We start from the raw sequence: 22,251 nt of genomic DNA, 5'->3' as shown, positions 1-22,251 counted from the left end.
TCCCCCTTCGTGCGATCGAGCGTAACGCCGTCCGTGTCCGGGACCGACCGGATGTGCCCGTTAGGGCATCCACTCCTCGTCACGCAGCCGGAGGATCGCCCACCCCGCCGCGGCGAACCCGGCTGCCTGCAGTCCCCAGCCGAACAGGTCGAGCGTGTGGCTGACCAGCACGATCGCGGCGATCGCGTGGATCGGCTGCGAGATCGCCGTCGCGACCGCCGCCCACCGCGGGACCATCCGCGACCGCCACATCGCGAGGCCGAGCAGGATCGTGCCGATCACGTGCCCGGCGACGAACACGAAACCGGCAAGGTCCATCGACCCGTGCGTGACCTCGGCTGCCCGGGTGATCGCGGCGGGGTCGAGTCCCGCCGTCCCCGCGGCCCAGATGAAGATGTCGCCGGACGCCGTCCACGGCAGCGCCAGATACCCCGGTACGACGAGCAGCAGCGCGATCCCGGTCAGCCAGGGAGCGCGTCGCCGGGTCAATCGCCCGACGAAGTACGCGCCCGGGACCAGCGTCAGGATCCCGGCGAACCCGAGCCACAGCACCAGCGATCCCCGGTCGAGATTGTCGACAATCTTATTGGTGATCGTCGGCATGTCGTCGACGGTGTCGTACGGCAGGACGTACCGCAGCAACGCGATCGCAGCCGGCCCGATCGGCAGCACGATCGCCGCGAACCACCGCGACACCGTCCGCACGTCGACGCGCGCCGTACTCGTCATCGTCTGGCTCATCGCACACCTGCCAACGCCCGCGCCGGCAGCAGTACGGCGACCACGCCGAAGACCGTCGCCGCCACACCGACGCCCGCTGCGGCCACCGCGACCGCGGGGACGTCGGCCTCGAAGAACGCCGGTACGGCGAGCAGCGCCGAGGCGAGCCGGAGCGTGATCAACGGCGCCAGCGCCCACCGCCGGCCCTGCCACGCGAACCCGACCAGCACCAGACTCACCAGACCGACCACCGCCGCACCGATTGCGATCTCCATCGGCGGGTGCTCCCCATCGGTCAGCACCGGCGTCAGCAGATCCGCCACGGACAGCAGACCGAGTACGACCAAACCCAGCTTGTACATGTTGTTCCCCTCTCTCAGGTCACAACCGTCCGCCGCCCAGCCCGCCCACCACCTGAGGCCGAACTCCCCCACCCCTGGGAAATCCCCCGCCTGTCCCGGGAACCCATTCCCGAGACGCCAGGACCCTCCCTGGCGCACACTGCCGATATGAACGCCACAGGGGGCCCGGCGAACACGCGCTCGCCACGGTCTGGTCCCAGGCCGCCCGCGCGCCGGGGTGTGGGGAGCACCCCGACAGCCACCGAGCGCGTCGAGCCCGCGCGGCGGCGGGGGTTGAGTGCAGGCCTCGGCGGGTTCGTGGTCGGGGAGGTTGTGCTGGCCGTGGTCCTGGCCGCGGTCGTGGGGTGGGGTTGGGAGCACGCGGTCGAGACGTTCGTGGTGACGAACGGGTTGATGGGGCTGACGTTCGGGCTGTGTGGGGCGGTGATCGCCTGGCACCGGCCGGGGAATCCGATCGGCTGGCTGTTCATCGCCGACGGCATCGGGCACGCGACCACCGCGGTGACCACCCCGCTCAGTCAACTGCTCGCCGACACCGACGCGCCCATGGTCGCCCAACGTCTCCTCGTCACCTTGTCGATGTCGGCCTGGCCGTGGTCGATCGCCCTGTTCCTGCCGCTCGCACTTCTCCTGTTTCCCACCGGCCGTCTGCTCTCACCCAACTGGCGCTGGGCCGCGATCGGCATCATCGCCACCGCACCACTGTTCGTCCTCGAGATGGTCGGCGACGGCGACGCCCCCGGCGAGGGTCTTCCCCGCGGCTACCTGACGATCGCCGGCTACGACGACCTCGACCCGCTCTGGACGCTCACCGAGCTCCGCACCGTCGTCGCGTTGCTGCTGGCAATCATCTGCCTGACGATTCGGTATCGAAGAGCCGACGAAACAGGCCGCCGCCAGCTCCTGTGGTTGCTGTTGGCATCCGTCGTGACGATTCTGTTCGTCACGCCGTGGTCGTTCCTCGCCGGTACGCCAATCCTTGTTTTACTGGCGATTCCACTCATCCCGATCGCCGTCGCGGTCGCGATCGTGCGCTACCAGCTCCTCGACATCCGGCTGGTCGTGTCGCGCGCCCTGACCTGGGGCCTGCTGTCGTTGGTTGCCATCGGCGCCTACGCCGCGCTCGCCGCGATCCTGGGTTCGCTGATCTCCTCGCGCGTCGGCCGCTCCGCCGCGATCACCGTCCTGGTGGCCCTGATCATCGCCCCGGTCCTGCCGCGCCTGCAGCGCCTCGTCGATCGCGCCCTGTACGGCGACCGCCGCGACCCCGCCCGCATCGCCTCCAAGGTCGGCGAGCAATTCTCGGCAGGCCTCCCCGGTGTAGTCGCCGCCATCCGCTCCGCGCTCCGCTTCCCGTACGTCGGTCTGATTGTCGACAATAGGATCGTCGCCGCAGACGGGACGCCGTCGTCGGCCGTCGTACCCCTGGAGCTCGAGTACGGCGGAACCCCGGTCGGAGCGCTGCACGTCGGGCTCCGGTCCGGTGAGTCGGAGCTCGCGTCGGCGGATCGCAGTGTGCTCGGGCTGGTCGCCGTACCGCTCGCCGTCGCCGTCCACGCGACGCGGCTGTCGGCCGAACTGCAGTCGTCTCGCGAACAGCTGGTCTCCGCCCGCGAAGAGGAGCGCCGCCGGCTCAGACGCGACCTGCATGACGGCCTCGGCCCGACACTGACCGGCGTCGCGTTCGCCGCCGACGCCGCCGCCAACCTGATCGCCACCGACGCGACCAAGGCCCGCGACCTCCTCGCCACCTTGCGAACCGACACCCGGACGGCGATCGCCGACGTACGACGACTTGTCGACGATCTCCGGCCACCGGCGCTGGACGAACTCGGGCTCGTCGGCGCCCTGCGGCAACGCGCGGATCAACTGTCGTTCCGCGCCGACGGAGCCGCCGTCCAGGTGCAGCTGTCAGCGGAGGGGCTGCCACCTCTCCCGGCGGCGTTGGAGGTCGCGGCGTACCGGATCGCGACCGAGGCGCTCACGAACATCGTCAGGCACTCGGGCGCGACGTCCGCCGTACTAGCGTTGCGCTGTGGCGACGACCTGGAGATCGAGGTGACCGACGACGGACCGCCGAACGGCGAGTGGCGGCCGGGCGTCGGCCTGCACGCGATGCGCGAACGCGCCGCCGAGTTGGGCGGTCACTTCGAGGCCGGTCCGTCACCGAGCGGCGGCGTCGTCCGAGCAAGTTTCCCCTTGGAGCACAGGTGACGGCCGAGCTGATTCGCGTTGTGCTCGCCGACGACCATCCTGTCGTCCGCGCCGGGTTGTCGGCCCTGCTCACCTCGTTGCCGGGGATCGAGGTCGTCGGGGTGGCCGCGACCGGTCGCGAGGCGATCCGCGAGGTGATCACGACCCAGCCCGACGTCGCCGTACTCGATCTGCAGATGCCCGACCTCGACGGGTTCGCCGCGACGCGCGAGTTGGCGCGGTCGGCGCCGGATGTCGCGGTACTGGTGCTGACCATGTTCGAGGACGACGACTCGGTCTTCGCCGCGATGCGCGCCGGGGCCCGCGGCTACCTGGTGAAGGGCGCCGAGCAGGAGGAGATCGCGCGGGCCATCCGGGCGGTCGCGGCCGGCGAGGCGATCTTCGGTCCCGGTGTCGCCCGCCGCGTACTCAGCTTCTTCTCCGCACCACCGCCCGCGGCCGATCCGTTCCCCGAGCTGACCACCCGGGAACGCCAGATCCTCGACCTGCTCGCCGCCGGACTGTCGAACGCCGCGATCGCCCACCGCCTCGACCTCGCGTCCAAGACGGTCGCGAACAACGTCTCCACCATCTTCACCAAACTCGGCATCGCCGACCGCGCCACCGCCATCATCCAGGCCCGCAACGCCGGCCTGGGCACCGAGAGCCCCTGACCGACACATTCCCCGCCCCCCACTCACCACCGCCCCTCGCCGCCGGGATTGAGCGTGCAGCTCGACAGGTAGTGCACCTGCGGGACGCCGTACGCGGCGGGAGATCCACGCTCAGGTGCACTAGTCGGCGCCGCCCACTTCCTGTCGCACGGACCGGTCACCTGATCGCGCGTAGGTACCTGTTGCCGACCGTGCGCAAATGCTCGACGAGCTCGGGCGGCCCGTCGACCTGGAAGTCGAGGCCGAGCATGCCGATGTAGACGGCAACGATCTCCAGGGACTCGGCGCCGGTGACCAGGACGCTGGTGTCGTCGTCGACGGACTCGACCACCCCGACGGCGGCGTGGATCCGGGACAGCACCTCCTGCGCGGGCGCGAACACCGTGATCCGCGCGTGCACCTTCCACCCGGTCGTGGCGACGTCCCGTAGGACGAAGTTGGTGTAGTCGTCGCCCGGCATCGGGCGCGGCTGGTACCGCCGGCCGGTTGCCATCCGCAACGACATCCAGTCGACCCGGTACGTCCGCCACGCGTCGGCCTCGTCCCGCGCGACCAGGTACCAGTACCGCTGCCAGCTCACCAACCGGTACGGCGCGACCAGGATCGGCAACCCGGAGGACGCCGTACCAGAGCCTGGTCCGCGGATCGGGCCATCGCTGGGGATCTCGTAGTCGAATCGGAGGTAGTGCTCGTCGCGGATGCAGGCCGCGATCGCGGTCAGCAGGGCCGGGTCGATCTCGGGATCCTTCACGTTCGAGCCGGTGTTGTCCGGGCCCTTCTCCATCGTGCTGTGGATCGCCTTCACCTGCCGCCGGAGCCGATGCGGCAGCACCTGTTCCAGCTTCGTCAGTGCCCGCGCACTGCTCTCGCCCATCCCGGCCACGCCGGCGCCGGTCCGCAGCCCGACCGCGACCGCCACGGCTTCCTCGTCATCCAGCAGCAGTGGCGGCAGCTTGGCGCCGACGCCCAGCTGGTAGTGCCCGGCCGGTCCCCGCGTCGCGTCGACCGGGTAGCCGAGCTCGCGCAGCCGGTCGATGTCGTTGCGGATGGTCCGCGTCGTCACCTCGAGCCGCTCGGCCAGCTCGGCACCGGTCCAGGCCGGGCGGGTCTGGAGCAGGGCCAGCAGGCTCAGCAACCGCGACGAAGTCTCGAGCAAAATCAGTCTCCTGAATAGGAATCAAATGTTCCTATACGGATTCTACGGTAGAGCCATGAACAGCAACGAGAGCATCCGGCCCTACACCGTCGACATCGCCCAGGCCGACCTGGACGATCTGAACGCCCGCCTGGCGCGGACGCGACTGCCCGAGCCGGCTCCCGGCGACGACTGGGACTACGGCACCCCGAACAACTACCTCCGCGAGATGGTCGACCACTGGCAGAACGGGTTCGACTGGCGGGCGCAGGAAGCCCGGATGAACGAGTTCCCGCACTACCTGACCGACATCGACGGCCAGACCGTGCACTTCATCCACGTCCCGTCGAAGGTCGAGAACGCGACGCCACTGCTGCTGGTGCACAGCTACCCGGGCTCGTTCGCCGACTTCCTGGACATGATCGCGCCGCTGACCGACCCGGTCGCGTACGGCGGATCGCCAGAGGACGCGTTCTCCGTCGTCGTCCCGTCCATCCCCGGCTTCGGTTTCAGCACCCCGCTGGTGGAGCGCGGCTGGACGATGGCCCGGGTGGCGCGCACCTTCGACACCCTGATGCGCCGGCTCGGCTACTCGTCGTACGGCGTCCACGGCTCCGACGCCGGCGCGATGGTCTCGCGGGAGCTCGGGCTGCTGAACCCGTCCGGGTTCCTGGGTCTGCACGTGCTGCAGCTGTTCTCCTTCCCGTCCGGCGACCCGGCCGAGTTCGAGGAGTTCACGCCGGCGGACTACGCGGCGCTAGAGCACCTGCAGTGGTTCCAGTCCGTCGGCGGGTACAACCAGATCAACGCCACCCGGCCGCAGACCGTTGCCGTCGGCATCTCCGACTCACCGGTCGGGCAGCTGGCCTGGAACGAGCTGTTCAACAGCTTCGGCAACGGCACCAGCCTGGTCACCCGCGAGCAGATCCTGACCGAGGTCTCACTGTACTGGTTCACCAACACCTCGGCCGCGGCCGGTCGCTACCACTACGAGGAGGCGCACTCCGGCGCCGAACCGGCCCAGAACCACGCCCCGACCGGTGTCGCCGTCTTCGCCGACGACTTCAAGACGATCCGGCCGCTGGCCGAGCGCGACAACACGAACATCGTGCACTGGTCCAACTTCGACAAGGGCGGCCACTACGCGTCGCTCGAGCGGCCCGACGAGCTGACCGCCGACCTGCGCACGTTCTTCCGCAACCTGTAGAAGCCAATCCCCGTGCGGCCCCGCACCCTGCTCAGGGTGCTCGGGCCGCACCGGCATGTCAGCTTCCGCGGTACGTCGAGTACGCGAACGGCCCGAGCAACAGCGGAATGTGCAGCCGGGTGCCCGGGTCGGTCACGGTGAAGGCGACGATGACCTGCGGGAACATGCAGGTCCGGCCGGACTTCGCGAAGTAGGCCGCGGTCTCGAAGACCAGCCGATGATCCCCGGCCCGCCCGAGCGCCGGCCCCAGCTCGCCGACCCTCCCGTCCGCGTCGGTGCTCCCGGAACCGAGCACCGTGAACGGATCGAGCTCCTCCAGTACGACAGTCATTCCTTCCGCGGGCCTGCCGGTCACCAGGTCGAGCACGTGCGTACTGATCATTGGTCGACCACCTTTCGTGGGTCGCCGTACGCCGTACCTCCGGTGCCCGTTCGGACTCCGGACTATGCCTTCGGTCCGGTCCGAGCCGTGGCGAAGCCCGGGATACTCAAGCACCCCGGGCTTCGGTGGACTCCGCCCACCACGAGGGACGCGCGAGCGGATCCATCCTCCGTCGCCCGATCGCACGTGCGGGGTACACAACGCGGGGGGGTAGCGCGGTACCGCCCTCGATCTCAGATGATCGGCACAGGCAGATCGGGAAGCGGAGCCATGCACGGGCTTGTGTCAGCACGCACGCCCGAGCGTCCTGGTTTGCCCCCTTGGTGAGCCGACCCCCGTCAGCCACATCGCCGGATGATGCCTCGACGCTACGCCTCGAAACGGAGCCGCACAACGCCCGGCAGCGGGAGCCCGGAGCGCTCTCGCGCCCCGGGCTCCTTGGCTTCTGCCCGGCCGGAGGGACCGCCGGGCAGCGCTTCCTCCTACGGGTCGATCACCACCGTGCAGGTGTACGTACCCGGCAGCAGGTTCTGGAACGACTCCGACGTGTCGTCGAACGCATTCGGCGTACCGTCCGGCGGCGTCGCGGCCAGCCCGGTGCACGAGATCTGCGCCGCCGTACCACCGGCGACCTGAGAGGTGAACGACACCGTGATCGTCGACAACGGCGTGTTACCGAAGGCAACCGTCTCTCCGACGTACGGCGAGTCGTCGCAGTCGGCCTTGTTGTTCACTGTCACGTTCTTGGTCGTCGCACCGTCGGCCGCGTAGTTCGCCGGCACTGTCTCAGTGACGGCGTAGGTGCCGAACAGCAGGCCGTCGACGCACGCCTTGCCGTTCGCGTCCGTCACCACAGTTGTGCCGTTGACGGTGAAGGTGACACCTGCGTGCGGGTGCGAACCAGGTCCGTCAGCGACGTGCTTGCGGGTCTTGGTGATCTCGATCGCCCCACGCTGCCGCGGGTCGACGAAGGTCACGGTGACCGGTGTGGTCACACCGCCGACCACCGTGACGTGCTGGTACGGCGGCGACGGCAGGTCGTGTCCCGGCGGAGCCAGGGTCTCGACCACCCAGTACTCACCCTGCAGGACATTCAGGAAGTTGCACTCACCGCTCGCGTTGGTCGTGCAGTCCGCGACGAACGTGTCCTCGGCGCCCGGTGAACCGCCGACGGGCGGGTTGTCCTTGAGCAGGTCGAACTCCGCGCCACTCAGCAGCGCGGGCGGAGTGGCGTCATCGGTCTTGATCACCTTGATGGCGCCGCAGATGTTGATGTTCGTCGGCACCGGAGCGATGAAGTCCTTCAGCGCAGCGGTGAAGGAGTCGGACGACCGGCTCTTCAGGTAGCCGCTGCCGAACGCGATGCACTGGGTGCCGCCGACGATGGCGTTGAAGTCGACCGACGCCTCGCCGAATGTTCGCGGCGAGATGGCGCCGAGGCCGTCGGACTCGGCGGCAGGGATCGCCGACGTGTTGATCGATCCGGTGGCGTCACCAGACGCGGTCAGGTTCACCCTGGTGCCCCAGCACGGCGTCGTGTTGTTCGCTTCGCACTGCGAGCCCGGTCCGGTGGCGACCCAGCGGGACAGGAACAGCTGCGGGTTCGTGCCGCCCTGCGTCAGGTCGTACTGGATCAGCAGGTCACCGGCGGTCCGCACCGGCGTGACACCGTTGCCGGTCAGCGTGCTGGACTGGTTGAACTCGAAGTCCATGTTCGTGGTGCCGGACGGATCCTGGACCCGGTGCCAGAACATGTGCAGGAACCTGTCGGTACCGACCGTCTCGAGGTAGACCCCGAACGTCGTCAGGTCGCTCTTGTTGGGCGGAATGCTGCCGTCCACGACCGTCGGTACCGCCGTGTCCTCCTTGGTGCCCTGACCGAACGAGTTGTCGCCGGAACCCGGCGCCAGGTCGGCCTTGCGGGTCTCTGCCACGTTGGCCCAGTCGATCGACGGCGCTGCGTCGTCGACCTTCAGGTTCGCGTCGGTGTCGATCTCGAAGTTGCTGCCCGGCAGGCTGACCTCGGGATGCGCGGCGAGCGCCGGCGACCCGACCAGAGTGCTGCCTACCAGCAACAGAACTGCTGCGGCGATCAGCGGTCGCCGCTTCGTCCGCGATGTGCCGGCGCGCAGGCCGGCAGGTCGTGAAGACGACATTGTCTTCTCCCCCTCGGAGATCCGGATCTCGGTCCGTCCGTCGGACCGAAAGGTCTCCTCACGGCGAGGCGCGCGCGTAGTCCCTCCCCCTACACGGCCCGTACTGCCCCTGTTCCGGGTCCCCCAGCCGGCCGCGTCGCCAGAATTCCGTTGTTGACGTTACGCCCGGACAGGTCAACTCGACAACGGTTTGGTCACGGGCTACTGCGAGAGACCGATCGGCCACTTCAGGTGGCGTGTCGAACCTGGTTCGACGGGGCACCGGCGTGGCCATGAGTGTCGTGGCGATCACCGGGGCGAGTGCCGGCATCGGGCGGGCGTGTGCCCGGTTGTTCGCCGAGCGTGGGTACGACGTGGGGCTGATCGCCCGCGGTTCGGACGGCCTCGCGGGGGCCGTGGCCGACGTCGAACGGGCCGGCTCGCGGGCCGTCGCCGTACCGGTCGACGTGAGTGACGCCGAGGCGCTGGAGAAGGCCGCGTCGTCGATCGTCGAGGAGCTCGGGCCGATCGATGTCTGGGTCAACAATGCGATGGCGACTGTGTACGGGCCGTTTTTGGACATCTCGGCGGACGAGTACCGGCGGGTGACCGAGGTGACCTATCTCGGCTTCGTCAACGGGACGCGGGCGGCCTTGCACCGGATGATGCCGCGCGACCGCGGGGTGATCGTGCAGATCGGGTCCGCGTTGGCGTATCGCGGGATCCCACTGCAGTCGGCGTACTGCGGGGCGAAGCATGCGGTCCAGGGGTTCACCGACTCGGTGCGATGCGAGCTGCTGCACGACCGGAGCGCCGTACGGCTGGTGGAGGTACACATGCCGGCCGTGAACACGCCGCAGTTCCGCGTCCAGCGGTCGAAGCTCCGTCGCCGTACGCAGCCGGTGCCGCCGATCTACCAACCCGAGCTCGCGGCCGAGGCGGTCTGGCACGCCGCGCATCATCGGCGGCGACAGGTTTGGGTCGGCTTTCCGACCGTTTACACGATCCTTGGCGAGCGGGTCGCCGGCCCGCTGCTGGACGCGTTCCTCGGCCGCACGGGCTACGACAGCCAGCAACTCGACGAGCCGCGTCCGGCCGACGACCCGGACAACCTCTACGACCCGGTCCCCGGCGACCACGGAGCCCGCGGTCCCTTCGACGCTTCGTCGTACAGCCGTCAACTGCGACTGAACCTGTCCCGTCCCGTCGCCCGCGTCGCCGAAACGATCGACCGCGGCGCTGCCGCCGCCGGGCGAGCGCTCGCGCGCCTGACTACGAGCCGTTGAGAAACCCTTCCATTACACGCTCGTCGAACGTCGGCTTGTCCACGTCGATCGACTCCGACCCGACCGTCAACCGAACCGTCCCCGGCCCATGCCGCCGGCAAATCCAGCTCTTCAGTACGTCGACCAACGCCGCCACGTCCGCCCCACTCAACGCAACCGCCAACTCCGGCGCATCCCCCACCCCCGCCTGAGTCATGAACTCCTGCTCAGCCAGCTCCCGCCGCAACTGCTGAACAACCTTCACCCCCTTCCCGTCCCCCGCCCCCACCACCCGAACCTCAACCCACCGCCCTTCACCCATCCCCCCAGGCTACTCACCACCCCCTGTGGATAACTCCAACCCGACACGCCCAGTCCTTCCTAAGCTGTTGCCATGGATCCCGAAACGCCCCACCTGCTCCCCGACGGCGAACGCGTCTGGGTACACCCCACCTCGGAGGCCGCCGAGCAGCTGCCGAGCCTGCTCAACCTCTTCCGCTCCGGCCGGCCCGAGCCCCTCATCTTCGGCGACGCCGGCCAACCCGAGGCCGTAGTCGTCCCGTGGGATGTCTGGCGTCGCCTCGACGCCCTCGCAGCCGACGAGGACGGTTTCGAGCACGCCTACGACAAAGCTCGCCAGAACCTCGCAGACCCGCGTCCATCAATTCCACTCGAGGAGGCCGCAGCAGAGATCGGCTGGGACCTCGACGAAGACGAGAACCCGTCCGATCCGCCGAAATCGCCATGACCCAGTACCGCGTCCTGCTCAAGCCGGAGGTGATGCAGCAACTTGTGGCGCTCAGCCGCGCAGCCAAGACCCAACAATCCGGCGGGCTGCGCCGCCGTGAGTTCCAGGCCCTCAAACAGGGCCTCCGCGCTTTGGCCGATGGCCGAGAGGAGGACTTCGACGGCAAGCGGCTGGGGTATCGCCGGCACGACCTCAGCGACTGCGCGGAGATCAAGCTCGCCGTCGTCCCCGAGACGCGCCACAACGTCGAGCTCGGCCCATCCCACCGGCTGATCTACCGCGAATTCGAGTCCGACGACGGCGGCCCGCCGTACCGCGAGGTCGTCGCGTTCGCACATCGCAAGGACGACCGCCCTTTTGACGAGGCTGCCCGCCGTCTCAACCGCGAGGCCGGCGTGAGATCCCGGACGACGCGCGCCGCACTGCAGCCGGATGGCATCGCCCCCATCCGCCAGCCCCTTCCACCCGAGCTTCGCAAGGCGCTCGCAGCCGCCTCGGGTGTCGCGCCCGCCCGCGCTGCCGTCCATCCGCGATCGCCAGCCCAACGCCCACCACCTGCCGGCCCACGCCGCGGCGCACCACCCAACCGGGAACTCTGACCAGGTCCGCAGCGCCCGCCACTTACGCCCAGGCTAAGCAGATCCCTGTGGATAACTCCGGCGAGACACCAGCCGTCCTTCCTAAGCTGTTGCCATGGACCCCGAAACCGAGCACCTCCTGCCGAACGGCGACCGCGCCTGGGTCCTCACCACCGCGGAAGCCTCGAAGCACCTGCCCAACCTTCTGGCCTTCTTCCGCTCAGGCGAGGTCGAACCGCTGATCTTCGGCGACGCCGGCCAACCCGAGGCCGTCGTCATCCCGTTCGAAGTCTGGCGCGCTCTCACGGCCGCGGCCACCGATGAGCACGGCTTCGACTCCAGCTACTCCGTCCTGCGCCACCGCCTCGCCAATCCCCAACCTTCGATCCCCATCGAGGAGGTGGCCGACGAGCTCGGCCTGGATCTCAGCAAGCCCATCGACGACTCCGACCTGCCCAAGCCGCAGTGACGGAGTACCGCCTCCTCTCCGCTACGAGGTGTGGCAACAACTGGCCATCCTCAAGCGCGCGGCTGCAGTCCAACAAACCGGCGGACTGCGCCGCCGCGAGCTCGAGGCGCTCAAGCTCGCGGTCGTTCCGGAGGGCCCGTGGCAGCCAGGAGCTCGGACCTTCGCACCGCCTGCTCTACCGGGAGTTCGAGGCCTTCGACGGCGGGCCGCCGTACCGGCAGGTCGTAGCCTTCGAACCGCGGAAGGACGACCGCCCTTTCGAGGTTGCCGCCGCCCGCGCTGCCGTCGATCGCCGGCCCAACGCCCACCACCTGCAGGCCCGCGCCGCGGCGCACCACCCAACCGGGAACTCTGATTGAACCGCCCAGTGCTCCGCGCCGTTGATCAGAGTGTGACGGCAGTCACACCATCGACGTACGCCTCGGTGAGGGAGGAGCACATGGTGGCGAGAAGAGCACATCTACTGGCCGCGGCCATTGCAATCGGGGTAGCGGCCACCGCATCAGGCAGCGTGGCAACCGCAGGCCGTGACGACTCGGGCAACTCGGTCCGCGAACAACTGTCCGGCTACGAGGAAGACCCGGCCCCGATCTCGACGGACGGCACCGGCCGGTTCCAGGCCCAGATCGACGACCGGAACGACCAGATCACCTGGCGCCTCAGCTACTCCGCCCTGGAAGGCACGGTCACCCAGGCCCACATCCACTTCGGCGGCAAGGCCCAAAGCGGCGGCATCAGCGTCTTCCTCTGCACCAACCTCGGCAACGGCCCCGCCGGCACCCAGCCCTGCCCAGCCGCCCCAGCCACAATCACCGGCACCATCCGCCCCGCCGACATCATCGGCCCAACCGCCCAATCCCTGACCGCCGGCCAATTCGACGACTTCGTCAAGGCCATCCGGAACGGCACCACCTACACCAACGTCCACACCACCCTCTTCCCCGCCGGCGAAATCCGAGCCCAACTCGACCACCACCACAACTGACGACGGAGGCGCACATCGAGGGCGGGCCCACGCAGGGCCCGCCCGCTGCCTGTGGCGCCACCACACGTCTTGGACGAGCAGTGTGTCTTCCTACGACATGGAACGGCGTTCGCGGTGCACCTAACTTCCATCCATGGATCCCAGCAACCCGCCCGGACGCGGTTCCGGGGCGGTGATCGAGACCACCGGACTGAGCAAGAGCTTCCGCGGCTTCACCGCCGTCGACCAGGTCGACCTCTCCGTCTCGGAAGGCGACGTACATGCGCTGGTCGGGCCGAACGGCGCGGGCAAGACGACGCTGTTCAACCTGCTCACCGGCTTCCTCAAGCCGAGCGCCGGCCAGATCCGGCTGGGCGGCCGGGACATCACCGGCTCGTCACCGGAGCGGATCGCGCGGCTGGGTGTGGCTCGCTCGTTCCAGATCACCAACCTGTTCGAGCAGTTGACGCTGCAGCAGCATGTCGAGCTAGCCCTGATGGGTACGACGAAGCTCGGCCACCGGTTCTGGATGTCCGACCGGGTGCTGACCAGATTCGCGGACCGCGCGGCTGAGCTCCTCGACCAAGTCGGGCTCGCCAGGCAGCGCGACGTACCGGCTGGAACCCTTGCCTACGGGCAGAAGCGCGCACTCGAGCTTGCCCTCGCACTCGCGCTCGATCCCGCAGTGCTGCTGCTCGACGAGCCGACGGCCGGCATGGGGATGGAGGACGTCGAGCGAACGGTCGGGCTCGTCAAGCGGATCCGCGCCGGCCGCACGGTCGTCCTCGTCGAGCACAACATGAGCGTCGTCGCCGGTCTCGCCGACCGGGTCACGGTGCTGCAGTTCGGCCGGATTCTGACCGAGGGCACGTACGGCGAAGTACGCGACGACCCGCGGGTGATCGAGGCGTACCTAGGCGGTGAGTCCGCTGCTTAGCGTGCAGGGAGTCAGTGCGTCGTACGGCGAAGCGCAAGTACTGCGGGACGTATCGCTCGACGTGGCAGCCGGCGAGGTGGTCACCCTGGTCGGCCGCAACGGCGCCGGGAAGACCACTCTGCTGCGCTGCTTGATGGGACTGCACCGCCCGACAGCCGGCTCGGTCATCCTGGACGACGACAACATCACCGGTCTGGCTGCTCATCGCCGCGCGAAGAGAGGCCTCGGACTCGTTCCGGACGATCGCGGGATCTTCGCCAGTCTGAGCGTCGAGGAGAACCTCAGGCTGCCACCCGGCGTCAGCGACAGCGCGTGGTCCATGGACCGCGTGTACGAGTCGTTCCCGGTGCTGAAGGAACGTCGCAAGTTCCCTGGGACGAAGCTCTCCGGCGGCGAGCAGCAGATGCTCGCCATCGCCCGCGTACTGCGGATGGGCGCCCGGCTCCTGCTCTGCGACGAGCCGACCGAAGGCCTTTCGCCAGTGCTCGTGCACCAGATCGGCCACATGCTGCGCGACATCAAGGCGGCCGGGGTGACGGTGCTGCTCGTCGAGCAGAACGTCCGGTTCGCGTCAACCGTTGCCGACCGCCACTATCTGCTCGCCCAAGGCCGGGTCGCGCAGACGCTGGACAACACCGAGGTCAAGGAACGCGAGCACGAGCTGCTCGAGTATCTCGGCATCTAACGCACCATCGGAGGAGAACCCATGCGACGAAACCTCATCCCGGCGATCTCGACCCTGGCCGTCGTCTCGCTGCTGGCAGCCTGTGGCGGCGGGGCGGGCGGCCCATCCGGTGGCGGCGGGAAGATCAGCGACGACAAGATCGTGCTGGGCGTCATCAACGACCAGACCGGCATCTACAGCGAACTGTCCGGGCCGAACGCCGTCAAGGCGGTACAGATGGCCGTCGACGACTTCAAGGCCAAGCACGGCGACGATGCCGTCAGCAAGAACATCGAGGTGGTCGTCGCCGACCACCAGAACAAGCCGGAGATCGCGAACACCAAGGCGCAGGAGATGTACGACCGGCAGCAGGCCGACGCCATCTTCGACGTACCGACGTCGTCCGCGGCGCTGGCGGTCGCCGGACAGGCGCTGGCGAAGAAGAAACTCTACTTCAACGTCACCGCGGCGACGACCGAGCTGACCGGTGGCAAGTGCAACAAGTACACCTTCCACTACGCCTACGACACTTACATGCTCGCGAACGGAACCGGTACGACGGTGACCGAGGCCGGTGCGAAGAACTGGTACATGGTCTACCCGGACTACGCGTTCGGACAGGACATGGAGAAGAGCTTCTCCGCGGCCGTGGAGAAGGCCGGCGGCAAGGTCGTCGGCAAGAAGTCGTCGGAGTTCCCGAACACCAGCGGTGACTTCTCGTCCCAGTTGCTGCAGGCACCGGCCGCCAAGCCCGACGTACTGGGCACCATGCACGCCGGTGGTGAACTGGTGAACCTGGTGAAGCAGTACAACCAGTTCAAGCTCAAGGACAAGGGCGTCGGCCTCTCGGTCGGCCTGATGTTCATCACCGACATCCACTCACTCGGTCCGGACGCGCTGGCGGGCACTCGCTTCACCGACGCGTGGTACTGGAACTTCGACCAGCAGAACCGCGAGTGGGCCGACAAGTTCAAGGAGAAGACCGGCTCCCGGCCGTCGTTCGCACACGCCGGCAACTACTCGGCCGCGATGAACTATCTCGAAGCCGTCCAGGCCGCCGGCACCGACGCATCGGACGACGTGGTGAAGAACCTGGAAGGCAAGGAGATCAACGACTTCTTCCTGCGCAACGGCAAGATCCGCGCCGAGGACCACCGCGTCGTCCACGACGCCTACCTCGCCGAGGTGAAGCCGAAGAGCGACGTCAAGGAGGAGTACGACTACGAGAAGATCGTCACCACCATCCCCGCGGACAAGGCGTTCAAGCCGCTGTCCGAGAGCACCTGCAAGCTGGATCAAGGATGAGTGATCTGCTCCAGCACGCCTTCAACGGGCTCGTCAACGGCAGCTTCTACGCACTGCTCGCACTCGGGCTGGCCGTCATCTTCGGCATGCTCGGCGTGGTCAACTTCGCCCACGGCGCGTTCTACATGCTCGGTGCGTTCGGTGCGTTCATCCTGCTCAACGAGGCCGGCGTCAACTTCTGGATCGCCATACTGGTGGTGCCACTGGCGCTCGGCGCGGTCGGGATGGTGATCGAGCGGTTGCTCGTACGCCGCCTGGTCGCGCTGGACCCGCTGTACAACTTCCTGCTGACCTTCGGTCTGACGCTGATCTTCCAGGATCTGCTCCGGATGAAGTACGGCGCCCAGCCGCAGCCGTATCCACAACCTGCAGGGCTGCGCGGGTCGGTCAACCTCGGTTTGTTCGACTTCCCGGCGTACCAGGTGTTCGTGCTGGTGTTCTCCGTGCTCGTCTCGGTCGGTGCTTGGGTGCTGCTGGCCAGGACCCGGGTCGGAATGATCATCCGGGCGGCGACCGAACGACCTGAGCTGACTCGTGCGATGGGGATCGACGTGGGGCGGTGGATCTCGCCGGTCTTCGGGTTCGGGATTGCCCTGGCCGCGCTGTCCGGCGTACTGGCGGCTCCGATGCGGGCGGTCAGTCCGCTGATGGGAGCGGACCTGATCATCCTGGTCTTCGCCGTCGTCGTGATCGGTGGCCTCGGGTCGATCTTCGGCTCGGTGGCCGCCGGGTTCCTGATCGGCATGCTGCAGGCGCTCGGCAACGTGTACGTCCCCGGACTGGCGACCACGTCGGTCTTCATCCTGATGGCCATCGTGCTGCTGTGGCGGCCGGCTGGTCTGTTCGGCCGTGAGGAGACTGCGGTATGACGGTGCTTCTGTTCCGTCGATTGTCGACAATGCCTCGTCTGTGGCGACTCGCCGGAGTGCTCAGCGGGTTGTTGGTTGTCCTCGCATTGCCTTGGCTGATCTATCCGCCAGTGGCGATGGACATCATCGCGTGGGCGCTGTTCGCGGTGGCCCTCGATCTGCTGCTCGGGTTCACCGGGTTGCTGTCGTTCGGGCATGCGGCATTCTGGGGTACTGCGGCTTACGCGGCCGGGACCATTGCGATCAGGACCGGTGTGCCCTTCCCCGTCGCGATTCTCGGTGCGGCAGTCATGGCGATGGTGCTGGCCGTTCCGATCGCGCTGCTCGCAGTACGGCGTACTGGCATCTACTTCGCGATGGTGACACTCGCCTTCGCGCAGATGGTGTACTACGTCGCGAACCAGTGGCGCAGCCTGACCGGTGGGGAGAACGGGCTGCAGGGCATCCCGAAGAACCTGTTCGGGCTGGATCTGTCGGACCCTTTCTACTTCTACTACGCCGGACTGCCGATCGCGTTGATCGGGCTGCTGATCGCGTGGCGCGTGGTCCACTCCCCGTTCGGGCGGGTTCTCGTCGCGATCCGGGAGAACCCAGCTCGCTCTCGTTCCCTCGGATATCCGGTGGACCGGTACAAGGTGATGATCTTCGTGATCTCCGCCGGGTTGTCCGGGCTCGCCGGCGGGTTGTATGCCATCAGCCACGGGTTCGCGTCGTTGCAGGAGGTGTACTGGACAACGTCCGGCAAGGTCGTGATCATGACGGTGCTCGGCGGCATCGGGACGCTGTGGGGCAGCACGATCGGCGCCGCCCTGATCGTGCAGGTCGAGGATTATGTCGCGACCTCGGGGATCCACCTCGGTCCGTTGAACATCACTGGCCCTGGCCTCATCACCGGTCTCATCTTCGTGGTCGTCGTACTGCTCTTCCGTCGGGGCGTCTGGGGAACTGTGGCGCACCTGTTGCGTCGCCGTCGCGACGTTCCAGAGCCGCACCTCAGTGGTACTTCAGCGGTGGTGGAGGACGAACCGGCGATGAGATGAACACACCGGCGCATCTCGATGCGGGCCGGATCTATCGGCTCGCGCCGTTCGAAGAGGTGGTGACCGAACTTCGAAAGGTCCTCGCCGACCCAGTCGCTCCAGATGTTGCCGGGGGCAATGACCAGGGGTTCTACGTTCTGCTCGGCGCTGGCGGAACCGCGGTCGCGACCCTCGACAGGGCTGCGTTGACGGCCCGTCGTACGCCGGCTGTGTCCGCCCTGGCCACGGACGCGCTCGCGCGAGACGACGTACGACGGTTGGCGGTCTTCGGCACCGACGTGCAGGCTCGCGAACACGTCCGCGCGATGCGCTGGGTCCGGCCATCTCTGGAACAGATCGAGATCGTGGGCCGGGAGCCGGTGGCGACGGAGCGCTTCGTCGCCATGCTCCGTGGTGAGGGGCATCCGGCCGTTGTGGCGAGTGCGGCAGCTGCGTCCGGTGCCGACTTGATCTGCTTCTGTACGTCTGGGGTGGTGTTCGGGCTGTCGGCCGGCGCACACGTCAACGCTCTCGGGCGCGGCGAACTGCCGGCGGGTCGTGTTGTCGACAATCTGCCGGCGCTGGCACGGGGAGAGGTACGCCGCGAGACCTCCAGCGAGATCACGATCTTCGTGCCGGTGGGACTGGCGGTGGAGGATCTCGTGGTGGCAACTCTGGCCGCGCGGAACGCCGGGCTGATCGACTAGGACCGCACGAGGCGGTGGAGCCTGAGGGCGAGCTGGATCTCCAGCGCGGGTTCGGCCTCTTGCCAGTCGCTGCCGAGGAGTTGCGATACCCGGTCGAGGCGCTGGGCAACGGTGTTGACATGCACGTGGAGATCGTCCTTGGCGCGGGTCAGGTTGCCGCCGTTGGCGAAGTACATCTCCAAGGTCTGGATCAGCCCAGTGCCGCGGCGTTCGTCGTACTCGAGGACCGGCCCGAGTACGCCGTTGACGAACCGCTCGACGCCACGGCCCTCGCCGAGTAACACTCCCATGAAGCCGAGCTCGCGACTGCTCGTCCCGTCACCACAGCGGCCAAGCGCCATCAGCGCCTCCAAACACTTTCTGGCCTCAGCATGCGCGGCGGGAACCCGCTCCGGTCCGGACACTGGCTCCGCTGCACCGACTGTGACCGGCTGTCCGATCGCGACCGCCAACTCCTTGGCGAGCCGCCGAGCAGCCGCCCCCGCTTCCTCGCCAGGCAGCAGCAGTACTGCGCGATCCTGGTGCAGGCCCGCGATTCCATCTGACTGTGAGGCAAGATGGCTGGCTGCGAACGCCAACCGGTGCAGGCGCTCGCGGTCCGTCTGCGCGACTACCACAGCAAATTCGCCGTCGCAGTCGAAGCCGACCTGTCGCGCTCGCTCCCTCAGGGCAGGACCCGCTCGCTCGCCATTCGTGACCAGGTCGGAGATGAGCTCGCCGCGGATGCGGTTCTCCGTCTCCATCGCCGTACGCTTCATCAACTGCAGCAATGCGGTCACCAATGCTGCACGTTCGAGCACCCGCTGATCGGCGCCTTCCAGATCTTTCCGACCTTGTAGTACGAGCGCTCCGAACTCCTCCGAACCGGCCACTACGGCCGCAAACCACGTGCCGTCGCGACAGACCGCTCGGCCCTCGGCACGCGACTCTGCGACCGCGTCAAGCCACTCGGTCGGCGCGCCATCGGCGTCCAGCACGGTCAGGCGGCCTCCCAGCACCTCCGTGACCGCGGCGGCGACCTCATCGACACCAGCACCACGCAACGCCAGATCAGCGAACCGGTCGTGGGCCTCGGCGGCCCGTTCCACCGCCTGACTGTGCCGCCGTACCAGGGTGTTCGCCGCATCCAACTCCCGTACGGCGGCCCGCGCTTCCTCGAGCAGCCGTGCACCATCAATCGAGATCGCCGCATGTGCCGCCAAGGAACACAGCAGCGAGATCTCGTCCCTCGCGAACGGGCGCCTGCTGCGGTCGGCCGCGAACAGCACCCCGAGCACCTGCGGCCCAAGCAGCAGCGGTACGCCGAGAATCGCCACCAGCCCTTCGTCGGAAACGGCACTGTCGACGTCTAGGACGTGATCGAACCGCTGATCGTCGGCGTAGTCGTCCGTGGCATAGGGCAATGAAGTATCGGCGACGAGGCCGCCGAGACCAGCTCCCATCGCCAGGCGGACCTGCTGAAAGCTGGCCGAGACAACGCCGGCCGTGGCTCGCATGTACGTGTCACCGCGGACGGGGTCGATCAGCGTCAGGTAGGCGACATCCGTATGCAGCAGCGTTCTAGCACGCCGAACGATCGCATTGAGCACGGCATCAACGTCCTGCAGACCCGCCAGATCCCCCGCAGTCTCGAACAACGCCTCCAGTTCGATCTCCCGACGCCGTCGATGCTCCAGCGCCCGCCGCACTCTGAGCGCCAGCACCTTCGCCCGCTCGAGCTCTGCGATTTCTTCGGGCCCAGCCCCTGTCGCTTTGGCAGCGCGCACCGGCTCGTCGTACTCCTCGGGCGGGGCGTCGCGAGCAAGCAGACCCAGAAACTGCGTGTCCGTCAGCGTGCTGTCCACCCTCCGTCCATCACCAAGGAGGTGCCGGTGATCGAATCCGCATGCGGGCTGCACAGGTAGGTAGCCAGCTCAGCGACCTGCTCCGGCTCGATCAGCTGCTTGACCGCCATCGGCTTGAGCAGGATCTGCTCGAGCACCTGGTCAGGCTCGATGCCATGGGCAACCGACTGAGCCTCCACCTGTTTCTCGACCAACGGCGTCCTCACATACGCCGGATTGATGCAGTTCGATGTGACTCCATGCGCCGCACCTTCCAACGCGATCACCTTCGACAATCCCTCAAGCCCATGCTTGGCCGCCACATAGGCCGCCTTGAAAGGCGACGCCCGCAACCCATGCACCGACGAGATGTTGACGATCCGGCCCCATTTTTGGGCATACATGTGCGGCAATACCTGCCTGGTCAGCCGGAAGGGGGCCTCGAGCATGACTCGCAGCATGAGCGAAAACCGCTCCGGTGAGAAGTCCTCGACAGGGCTGATGTGCTGCAACCCTGCATTGTTGACCAAAACGTCACACCGCAGCCCCAGCGCATCCACCGCATCAAGGTCGGACAGATCGAGGATTTCAGCCCGCCCGTCCACCTTCTCCGCAACCCGCTTGGCCCCCACCCCATCCACATCAACCACAACCACCTCAGCACCCGCCCCCGCAAACCTCTCCACGCAGGCAGCCCCAATCCCCCCGGCCCCACCCGTAACGACAACAGTCCGCCCGCCGAGCCCCACATCACTCATCCCCCGACGCTAGGCACCACAAGCTGCACCCAACACGTGCGCCAGTCACACACCGAGCCACCTTCGAATGTTGCGGACAGACATACGCGGCACGCGCCCGCCGCGCTCCCCCAACTGCCGCACCCTTGCCGCCCCGCCAACCACAACGGCCGACATTGGTTCGGACGGAGGCCAGAGCTCTCAGCGGCCTCCTGCTTCGTAAGCGAACCCCTCCGAAGGCGCCAACTGCAGCAGCGCGTCGAGCGTGGGAAGCGTGTTGGTTCCCCCCCGATCGACTACGAACTCACCCACCACACCGGCCACGAACCAGACCGCGACCAGGCAGCGTGAACGACCCGATCCCGCACACCGAGTCTGACCTCGTCCTCGCCGACGTCAAGGCCAAGCCCCTCCGGGGTGGTCTCCGGCCAGCCCTGACCCCGACTCCGGCCGAGCCCGCCGGGCAGCCAGCGGGAGACCGGCCAACGACCGAAACACCAAATCTCAAGTCTCTACGGTTTCAGGGGATTGCCGGGACCCCATCGACGGACAAGAATCGTGGGCCCGGGATGACCTCCTCCATATCGGCCGCCCCCACGCCGGCCTGATGGAGGGCGTGCACGAGCGCCAGGACCGCCCGCCGCTTGCGGAGCGGCGCAGAATCGCCGCTCGGCGTCTTGATCACGTTCGGCGTCCAGTCGGCGCCACCTCCTCCGGTAGCGGCGCGCGCAGCGGACTCCCGCTTGCGCAGCCGTACCATGAGCTCCTCGGCCTCCGGCAGCGGAATCACCTGCTGCACGTCAAGTAACAGCCGAGCGTCCACGCGATACGGAGTGAGCCGGATACAGGTGATGTCGAGTCCGTAGATGTCATTCAGCCACAGCACCGTCGTGGTGATCTGCGGGTCGAACCCGCCCGACACCAGCAGAATCCGGACGCGCCGCTCCAGTACCGCGTCCTCGCCGCCGACATCCTCCAGGAAGTCGGCCAGGTTCTGCCGCGCGTTGCCAGCCTCATCCGGAGCGACCCGGCGCAAGTGGCGCTCGTACGTCTCGGCCAGCTGATCGAACGTCATCGTCGACACCATCGCGGCGTACCGAAGCGCCTGAAGCTCCATATGGCCGCCATCTTCAGTGCGCTTCAACTCGACAACCACGAGCACACCTTCGCGATCGACACACAGCAGATCGATCCGCCGCCGTACGTCGGCAAAGTCGCCGAACTCCTCGGCAACCACCAGCAGATTCGGATCCAGTACTGGGTTTCCCCTCGTAGCGTGGAGACATCGCCTTTAGAAGGTGAGGGTGATGGCTGAGGCGCGTAGGAAGTTTGATGCCGAGTTCCGGCAGGGTGCTGTT

Annotated in this window: 23 protein-coding genes; 14 read left to right on the top strand and 9 right to left on the bottom strand. The window is 67.7% G+C overall.

Translation table 11 applies throughout. From position 1 onward, the window contains the following. Positions 1–60: 60 nt before the first annotated feature. Both ACIBL3_RS45390 and ACIBL3_RS45385 read right to left on the bottom strand, forming a co-directional pair. The gene (locus ACIBL3_RS45390) at positions 61–741 is read right to left on the bottom strand and encodes a hypothetical protein (protein WP_396360255.1); all 681 of its coding nucleotides are present in this window, start codon (positions 739–741) and stop codon (positions 61–63) included. Then, positions 738–1,082: a hypothetical protein gene (locus ACIBL3_RS45385; protein WP_396360254.1), complete on the bottom strand. Its 345-nt coding sequence runs from the start codon at positions 1,080–1,082 to the stop codon at positions 738–740. The genes ACIBL3_RS45390 and ACIBL3_RS45385 overlap by 4 nt, the downstream gene beginning before the upstream one ends. 147 nt (positions 1,083–1,229) lie before the next feature. On the opposite strand from ACIBL3_RS45385, the gene ACIBL3_RS45380 reads away from it, so the two are divergent. Further along, the gene (locus ACIBL3_RS45380) at positions 1,230–3,296 is read left to right on the top strand and encodes a histidine kinase (protein ID WP_396360253.1); all 2,067 of its coding nucleotides are present in this window, start codon (positions 1,230–1,232) and stop codon (positions 3,294–3,296) included. Then, complete coding sequence (locus ACIBL3_RS45375; RefSeq protein WP_396360252.1) at positions 3,293–3,949, top strand: response regulator; 657 nt, start codon at positions 3,293–3,295, stop codon at positions 3,947–3,949. Before ACIBL3_RS45380 ends, ACIBL3_RS45375 begins: the two co-directional genes overlap by 4 nt. A 157-nt stretch (positions 3,950–4,106) precedes the next feature. Here the strand turns inward: ACIBL3_RS45375 and ACIBL3_RS45370 are convergent, their stop codons facing one another. Next, positions 4,107–5,105 (bottom strand): helix-turn-helix transcriptional regulator, encoded by a 999-nt coding sequence (locus tag ACIBL3_RS45370; protein ID WP_396360251.1) that lies wholly within the window; start codon positions 5,103–5,105, stop codon positions 4,107–4,109. 55 nt (positions 5,106–5,160) lie between these two features. Here ACIBL3_RS45370 and ACIBL3_RS45365 point away from each other — a divergent pair, with 55 nt between their 5' ends. Continuing rightward, positions 5,161–6,291, top strand: a complete 1,131-nt coding sequence (locus tag ACIBL3_RS45365; protein ID WP_396360250.1) for an epoxide hydrolase family protein — start codon at positions 5,161–5,163, stop codon at positions 6,289–6,291. Between the two features lie 58 nt (positions 6,292–6,349). Here the strand turns inward: ACIBL3_RS45365 and uraH are convergent, their stop codons facing one another. Both uraH and ACIBL3_RS45355 read right to left on the bottom strand, forming a co-directional pair. After that, positions 6,350–6,673, bottom strand: coding sequence for a hydroxyisourate hydrolase (uraH, locus tag ACIBL3_RS45360; RefSeq protein WP_396360249.1), 324 nt, complete (start codon positions 6,671–6,673; stop codon positions 6,350–6,352). Positions 6,674–7,155: 482 nt separating this feature from the next. Beyond that, on the bottom strand, positions 7,156–8,829 hold the full coding sequence (locus ACIBL3_RS45355; RefSeq protein ID WP_396360248.1) for a collagen binding domain-containing protein: 1,674 nt from the start codon (positions 8,827–8,829) through the stop codon (positions 7,156–7,158). Between the two features lie 272 nt (positions 8,830–9,101). Here ACIBL3_RS45355 and ACIBL3_RS45350 point away from each other — a divergent pair, with 272 nt between their 5' ends. Beyond that, positions 9,102–10,094 (top strand): SDR family oxidoreductase, encoded by a 993-nt coding sequence (locus tag ACIBL3_RS45350; protein WP_396360247.1) that lies wholly within the window; start codon positions 9,102–9,104, stop codon positions 10,092–10,094. Here ACIBL3_RS45350 and ACIBL3_RS45345 read toward each other — a convergent pair. Continuing rightward, positions 10,081–10,395, bottom strand: coding sequence for a hypothetical protein (locus ACIBL3_RS45345; RefSeq protein WP_396360246.1), 315 nt, complete (start codon positions 10,393–10,395; stop codon positions 10,081–10,083). The genes ACIBL3_RS45350 and ACIBL3_RS45345 overlap by 14 nt on opposite strands. 72 nt (positions 10,396–10,467) lie before the next feature. On the opposite strand from ACIBL3_RS45345, the gene ACIBL3_RS45340 reads away from it, so the two are divergent. The 10 genes from ACIBL3_RS45340 to ACIBL3_RS45295 all read left to right on the top strand — a co-directional run bounded on the left by ACIBL3_RS45340 (position 10,468) and on the right by ACIBL3_RS45295 (position 18,333). Next, positions 10,468–10,821, top strand: a complete 354-nt coding sequence (locus ACIBL3_RS45340) for a hypothetical protein (RefSeq protein WP_396360245.1) — start codon at positions 10,468–10,470, stop codon at positions 10,819–10,821. Then, positions 10,818–11,420 carry a hypothetical protein gene (locus ACIBL3_RS45335; RefSeq protein ID WP_396360244.1) on the top strand — a complete coding sequence of 201 codons (603 nt, stop codon included), beginning with the start codon at positions 10,818–10,820 and terminating at the stop codon, positions 11,418–11,420. The genes ACIBL3_RS45340 and ACIBL3_RS45335 overlap by 4 nt, the downstream gene beginning before the upstream one ends. A gap of 94 nt (positions 11,421–11,514) precedes the next feature. Continuing rightward, complete coding sequence (locus ACIBL3_RS45330; protein ID WP_396360243.1) at positions 11,515–11,868, top strand: hypothetical protein; 354 nt, start codon at positions 11,515–11,517, stop codon at positions 11,866–11,868. A 439-nt stretch (positions 11,869–12,307) separates the two neighbouring features. Continuing rightward, complete coding sequence (locus ACIBL3_RS45325; protein WP_396360241.1) at positions 12,308–12,853, top strand: CHRD domain-containing protein; 546 nt, start codon at positions 12,308–12,310, stop codon at positions 12,851–12,853. A 133-nt stretch (positions 12,854–12,986) separates the two neighbouring features. Then, positions 12,987–13,769: an ABC transporter ATP-binding protein gene (locus ACIBL3_RS45320; protein ID WP_396360240.1), complete on the top strand. Its 783-nt coding sequence runs from the start codon at positions 12,987–12,989 to the stop codon at positions 13,767–13,769. A 1-nt stretch (position 13,770) separates the two neighbouring features. Beyond that, positions 13,771–14,454, top strand: a complete 684-nt coding sequence (locus tag ACIBL3_RS45315) for an ABC transporter ATP-binding protein (RefSeq protein WP_396360239.1) — start codon at positions 13,771–13,773, stop codon at positions 14,452–14,454. A 21-nt stretch (positions 14,455–14,475) separates the two neighbouring features. Beyond that, positions 14,476–15,738, top strand: coding sequence for an ABC transporter substrate-binding protein (locus tag ACIBL3_RS45310; protein WP_396360238.1), 1,263 nt, complete (start codon positions 14,476–14,478; stop codon positions 15,736–15,738). Next, positions 15,735–16,607 carry a branched-chain amino acid ABC transporter permease gene (locus tag ACIBL3_RS45305; RefSeq protein WP_396360237.1) on the top strand — a complete coding sequence of 291 codons (873 nt, stop codon included), beginning with the start codon at positions 15,735–15,737 and terminating at the stop codon, positions 16,605–16,607. The genes ACIBL3_RS45310 and ACIBL3_RS45305 overlap by 4 nt, the downstream gene beginning before the upstream one ends. Further along, positions 16,604–17,647, top strand: coding sequence for a branched-chain amino acid ABC transporter permease (locus ACIBL3_RS45300; protein ID WP_396360236.1), 1,044 nt, complete (start codon positions 16,604–16,606; stop codon positions 17,645–17,647). The genes ACIBL3_RS45305 and ACIBL3_RS45300 overlap by 4 nt, the downstream gene beginning before the upstream one ends. Then, complete coding sequence (locus tag ACIBL3_RS45295) at positions 17,644–18,333, top strand: hypothetical protein (protein WP_396360235.1); 690 nt, start codon at positions 17,644–17,646, stop codon at positions 18,331–18,333. The genes ACIBL3_RS45300 and ACIBL3_RS45295 overlap by 4 nt, the downstream gene beginning before the upstream one ends. Here ACIBL3_RS45295 and ACIBL3_RS45290 read toward each other — a convergent pair. The 3 genes from ACIBL3_RS45290 to ACIBL3_RS45280 form a co-directional block, all read right to left on the bottom strand. Continuing rightward, positions 18,330–20,177 (bottom strand): helix-turn-helix domain-containing protein, encoded by a 1,848-nt coding sequence (locus tag ACIBL3_RS45290; protein ID WP_396360234.1) that lies wholly within the window; start codon positions 20,175–20,177, stop codon positions 18,330–18,332. The two genes, ACIBL3_RS45295 and ACIBL3_RS45290, sit on opposite strands and share 4 nt — an antisense overlap. After that, entirely contained in the window at positions 20,162–20,914 is a 753-nt protein-coding gene (locus ACIBL3_RS45285) for a 3-hydroxybutyrate dehydrogenase (protein WP_396360233.1), read from the bottom strand. The genes ACIBL3_RS45290 and ACIBL3_RS45285 overlap by 16 nt, the downstream gene beginning before the upstream one ends. A gap of 499 nt (positions 20,915–21,413) precedes the next feature. Next, positions 21,414–22,130, bottom strand: coding sequence for a hypothetical protein (locus ACIBL3_RS45280; RefSeq protein WP_396360232.1), 717 nt, complete (start codon positions 22,128–22,130; stop codon positions 21,414–21,416). Between the last annotated feature and the right edge of the window lie 121 nt (positions 22,131–22,251).

It is taken from the genome of Kribbella sp. NPDC050124, assembly GCF_044460355.1.
Taxonomy (GTDB): Bacteria; Actinomycetota; Actinomycetes; order Propionibacteriales; family Kribbellaceae; genus Kribbella.
Note: the sequence above shows the minus strand (reverse complement) of the source record. Positions and strands in the feature narration are given on the sequence as shown.

Bases quoted from the DNA above. Each gene is read 5' to 3' on its own strand.
- ACIBL3_RS45335 (WP_396360244.1), top strand. From the start codon at position 10,818: ATGACCCAGTACCGCGTCCTGCTCAAGCCGGAGGTGATGCAGCAACTT.
- ACIBL3_RS45380 (WP_396360253.1), top strand. From the start codon at position 1,230: ATGAACGCCACAGGGGGCCCGGCGAACACGCGCTCGCCACGGTCTGGT.
- ACIBL3_RS45330 (WP_396360243.1), top strand. From the start codon at position 11,515: ATGGACCCCGAAACCGAGCACCTCCTGCCGAACGGCGACCGCGCCTGG.
- ACIBL3_RS45285 (WP_396360233.1), bottom strand. From the start codon at position 20,914: ATGAGTGATGTGGGGCTCGGCGGGCGGACTGTTGTCGTTACGGGTGGG.
- uraH (WP_396360249.1), bottom strand. From the start codon at position 6,673: ATGATCAGTACGCACGTGCTCGACCTGGTGACCGGCAGGCCCGCGGAA.
- ACIBL3_RS45325 (WP_396360241.1), top strand. From the start codon at position 12,308: ATGGTGGCGAGAAGAGCACATCTACTGGCCGCGGCCATTGCAATCGGG.
- ACIBL3_RS45385 (WP_396360254.1), bottom strand. From the start codon at position 1,082: ATGTACAAGCTGGGTTTGGTCGTACTCGGTCTGCTGTCCGTGGCGGAT.
- ACIBL3_RS45305 (WP_396360237.1), top strand. From the start codon at position 15,735: ATGAGTGATCTGCTCCAGCACGCCTTCAACGGGCTCGTCAACGGCAGC.
- ACIBL3_RS45390 (WP_396360255.1), bottom strand. From the start codon at position 741: ATGAGCCAGACGATGACGAGTACGGCGCGCGTCGACGTGCGGACGGTG.
- ACIBL3_RS45340 (WP_396360245.1), top strand. From the start codon at position 10,468: ATGGATCCCGAAACGCCCCACCTGCTCCCCGACGGCGAACGCGTCTGG.
- ACIBL3_RS45295 (WP_396360235.1), top strand. From the start codon at position 17,644: ATGAACACACCGGCGCATCTCGATGCGGGCCGGATCTATCGGCTCGCG.
- ACIBL3_RS45350 (WP_396360247.1), top strand. From the start codon at position 9,102: ATGAGTGTCGTGGCGATCACCGGGGCGAGTGCCGGCATCGGGCGGGCG.
- ACIBL3_RS45355 (WP_396360248.1), bottom strand. From the start codon at position 8,829: ATGTCGTCTTCACGACCTGCCGGCCTGCGCGCCGGCACATCGCGGACG.
- ACIBL3_RS45365 (WP_396360250.1), top strand. From the start codon at position 5,161: ATGAACAGCAACGAGAGCATCCGGCCCTACACCGTCGACATCGCCCAG.
- ACIBL3_RS45310 (WP_396360238.1), top strand. From the start codon at position 14,476: ATGCGACGAAACCTCATCCCGGCGATCTCGACCCTGGCCGTCGTCTCG.
- ACIBL3_RS45345 (WP_396360246.1), bottom strand. From the start codon at position 10,395: ATGGGTGAAGGGCGGTGGGTTGAGGTTCGGGTGGTGGGGGCGGGGGAC.
- ACIBL3_RS45300 (WP_396360236.1), top strand. From the start codon at position 16,604: ATGACGGTGCTTCTGTTCCGTCGATTGTCGACAATGCCTCGTCTGTGG.
- ACIBL3_RS45320 (WP_396360240.1), top strand. From the start codon at position 12,987: ATGGATCCCAGCAACCCGCCCGGACGCGGTTCCGGGGCGGTGATCGAG.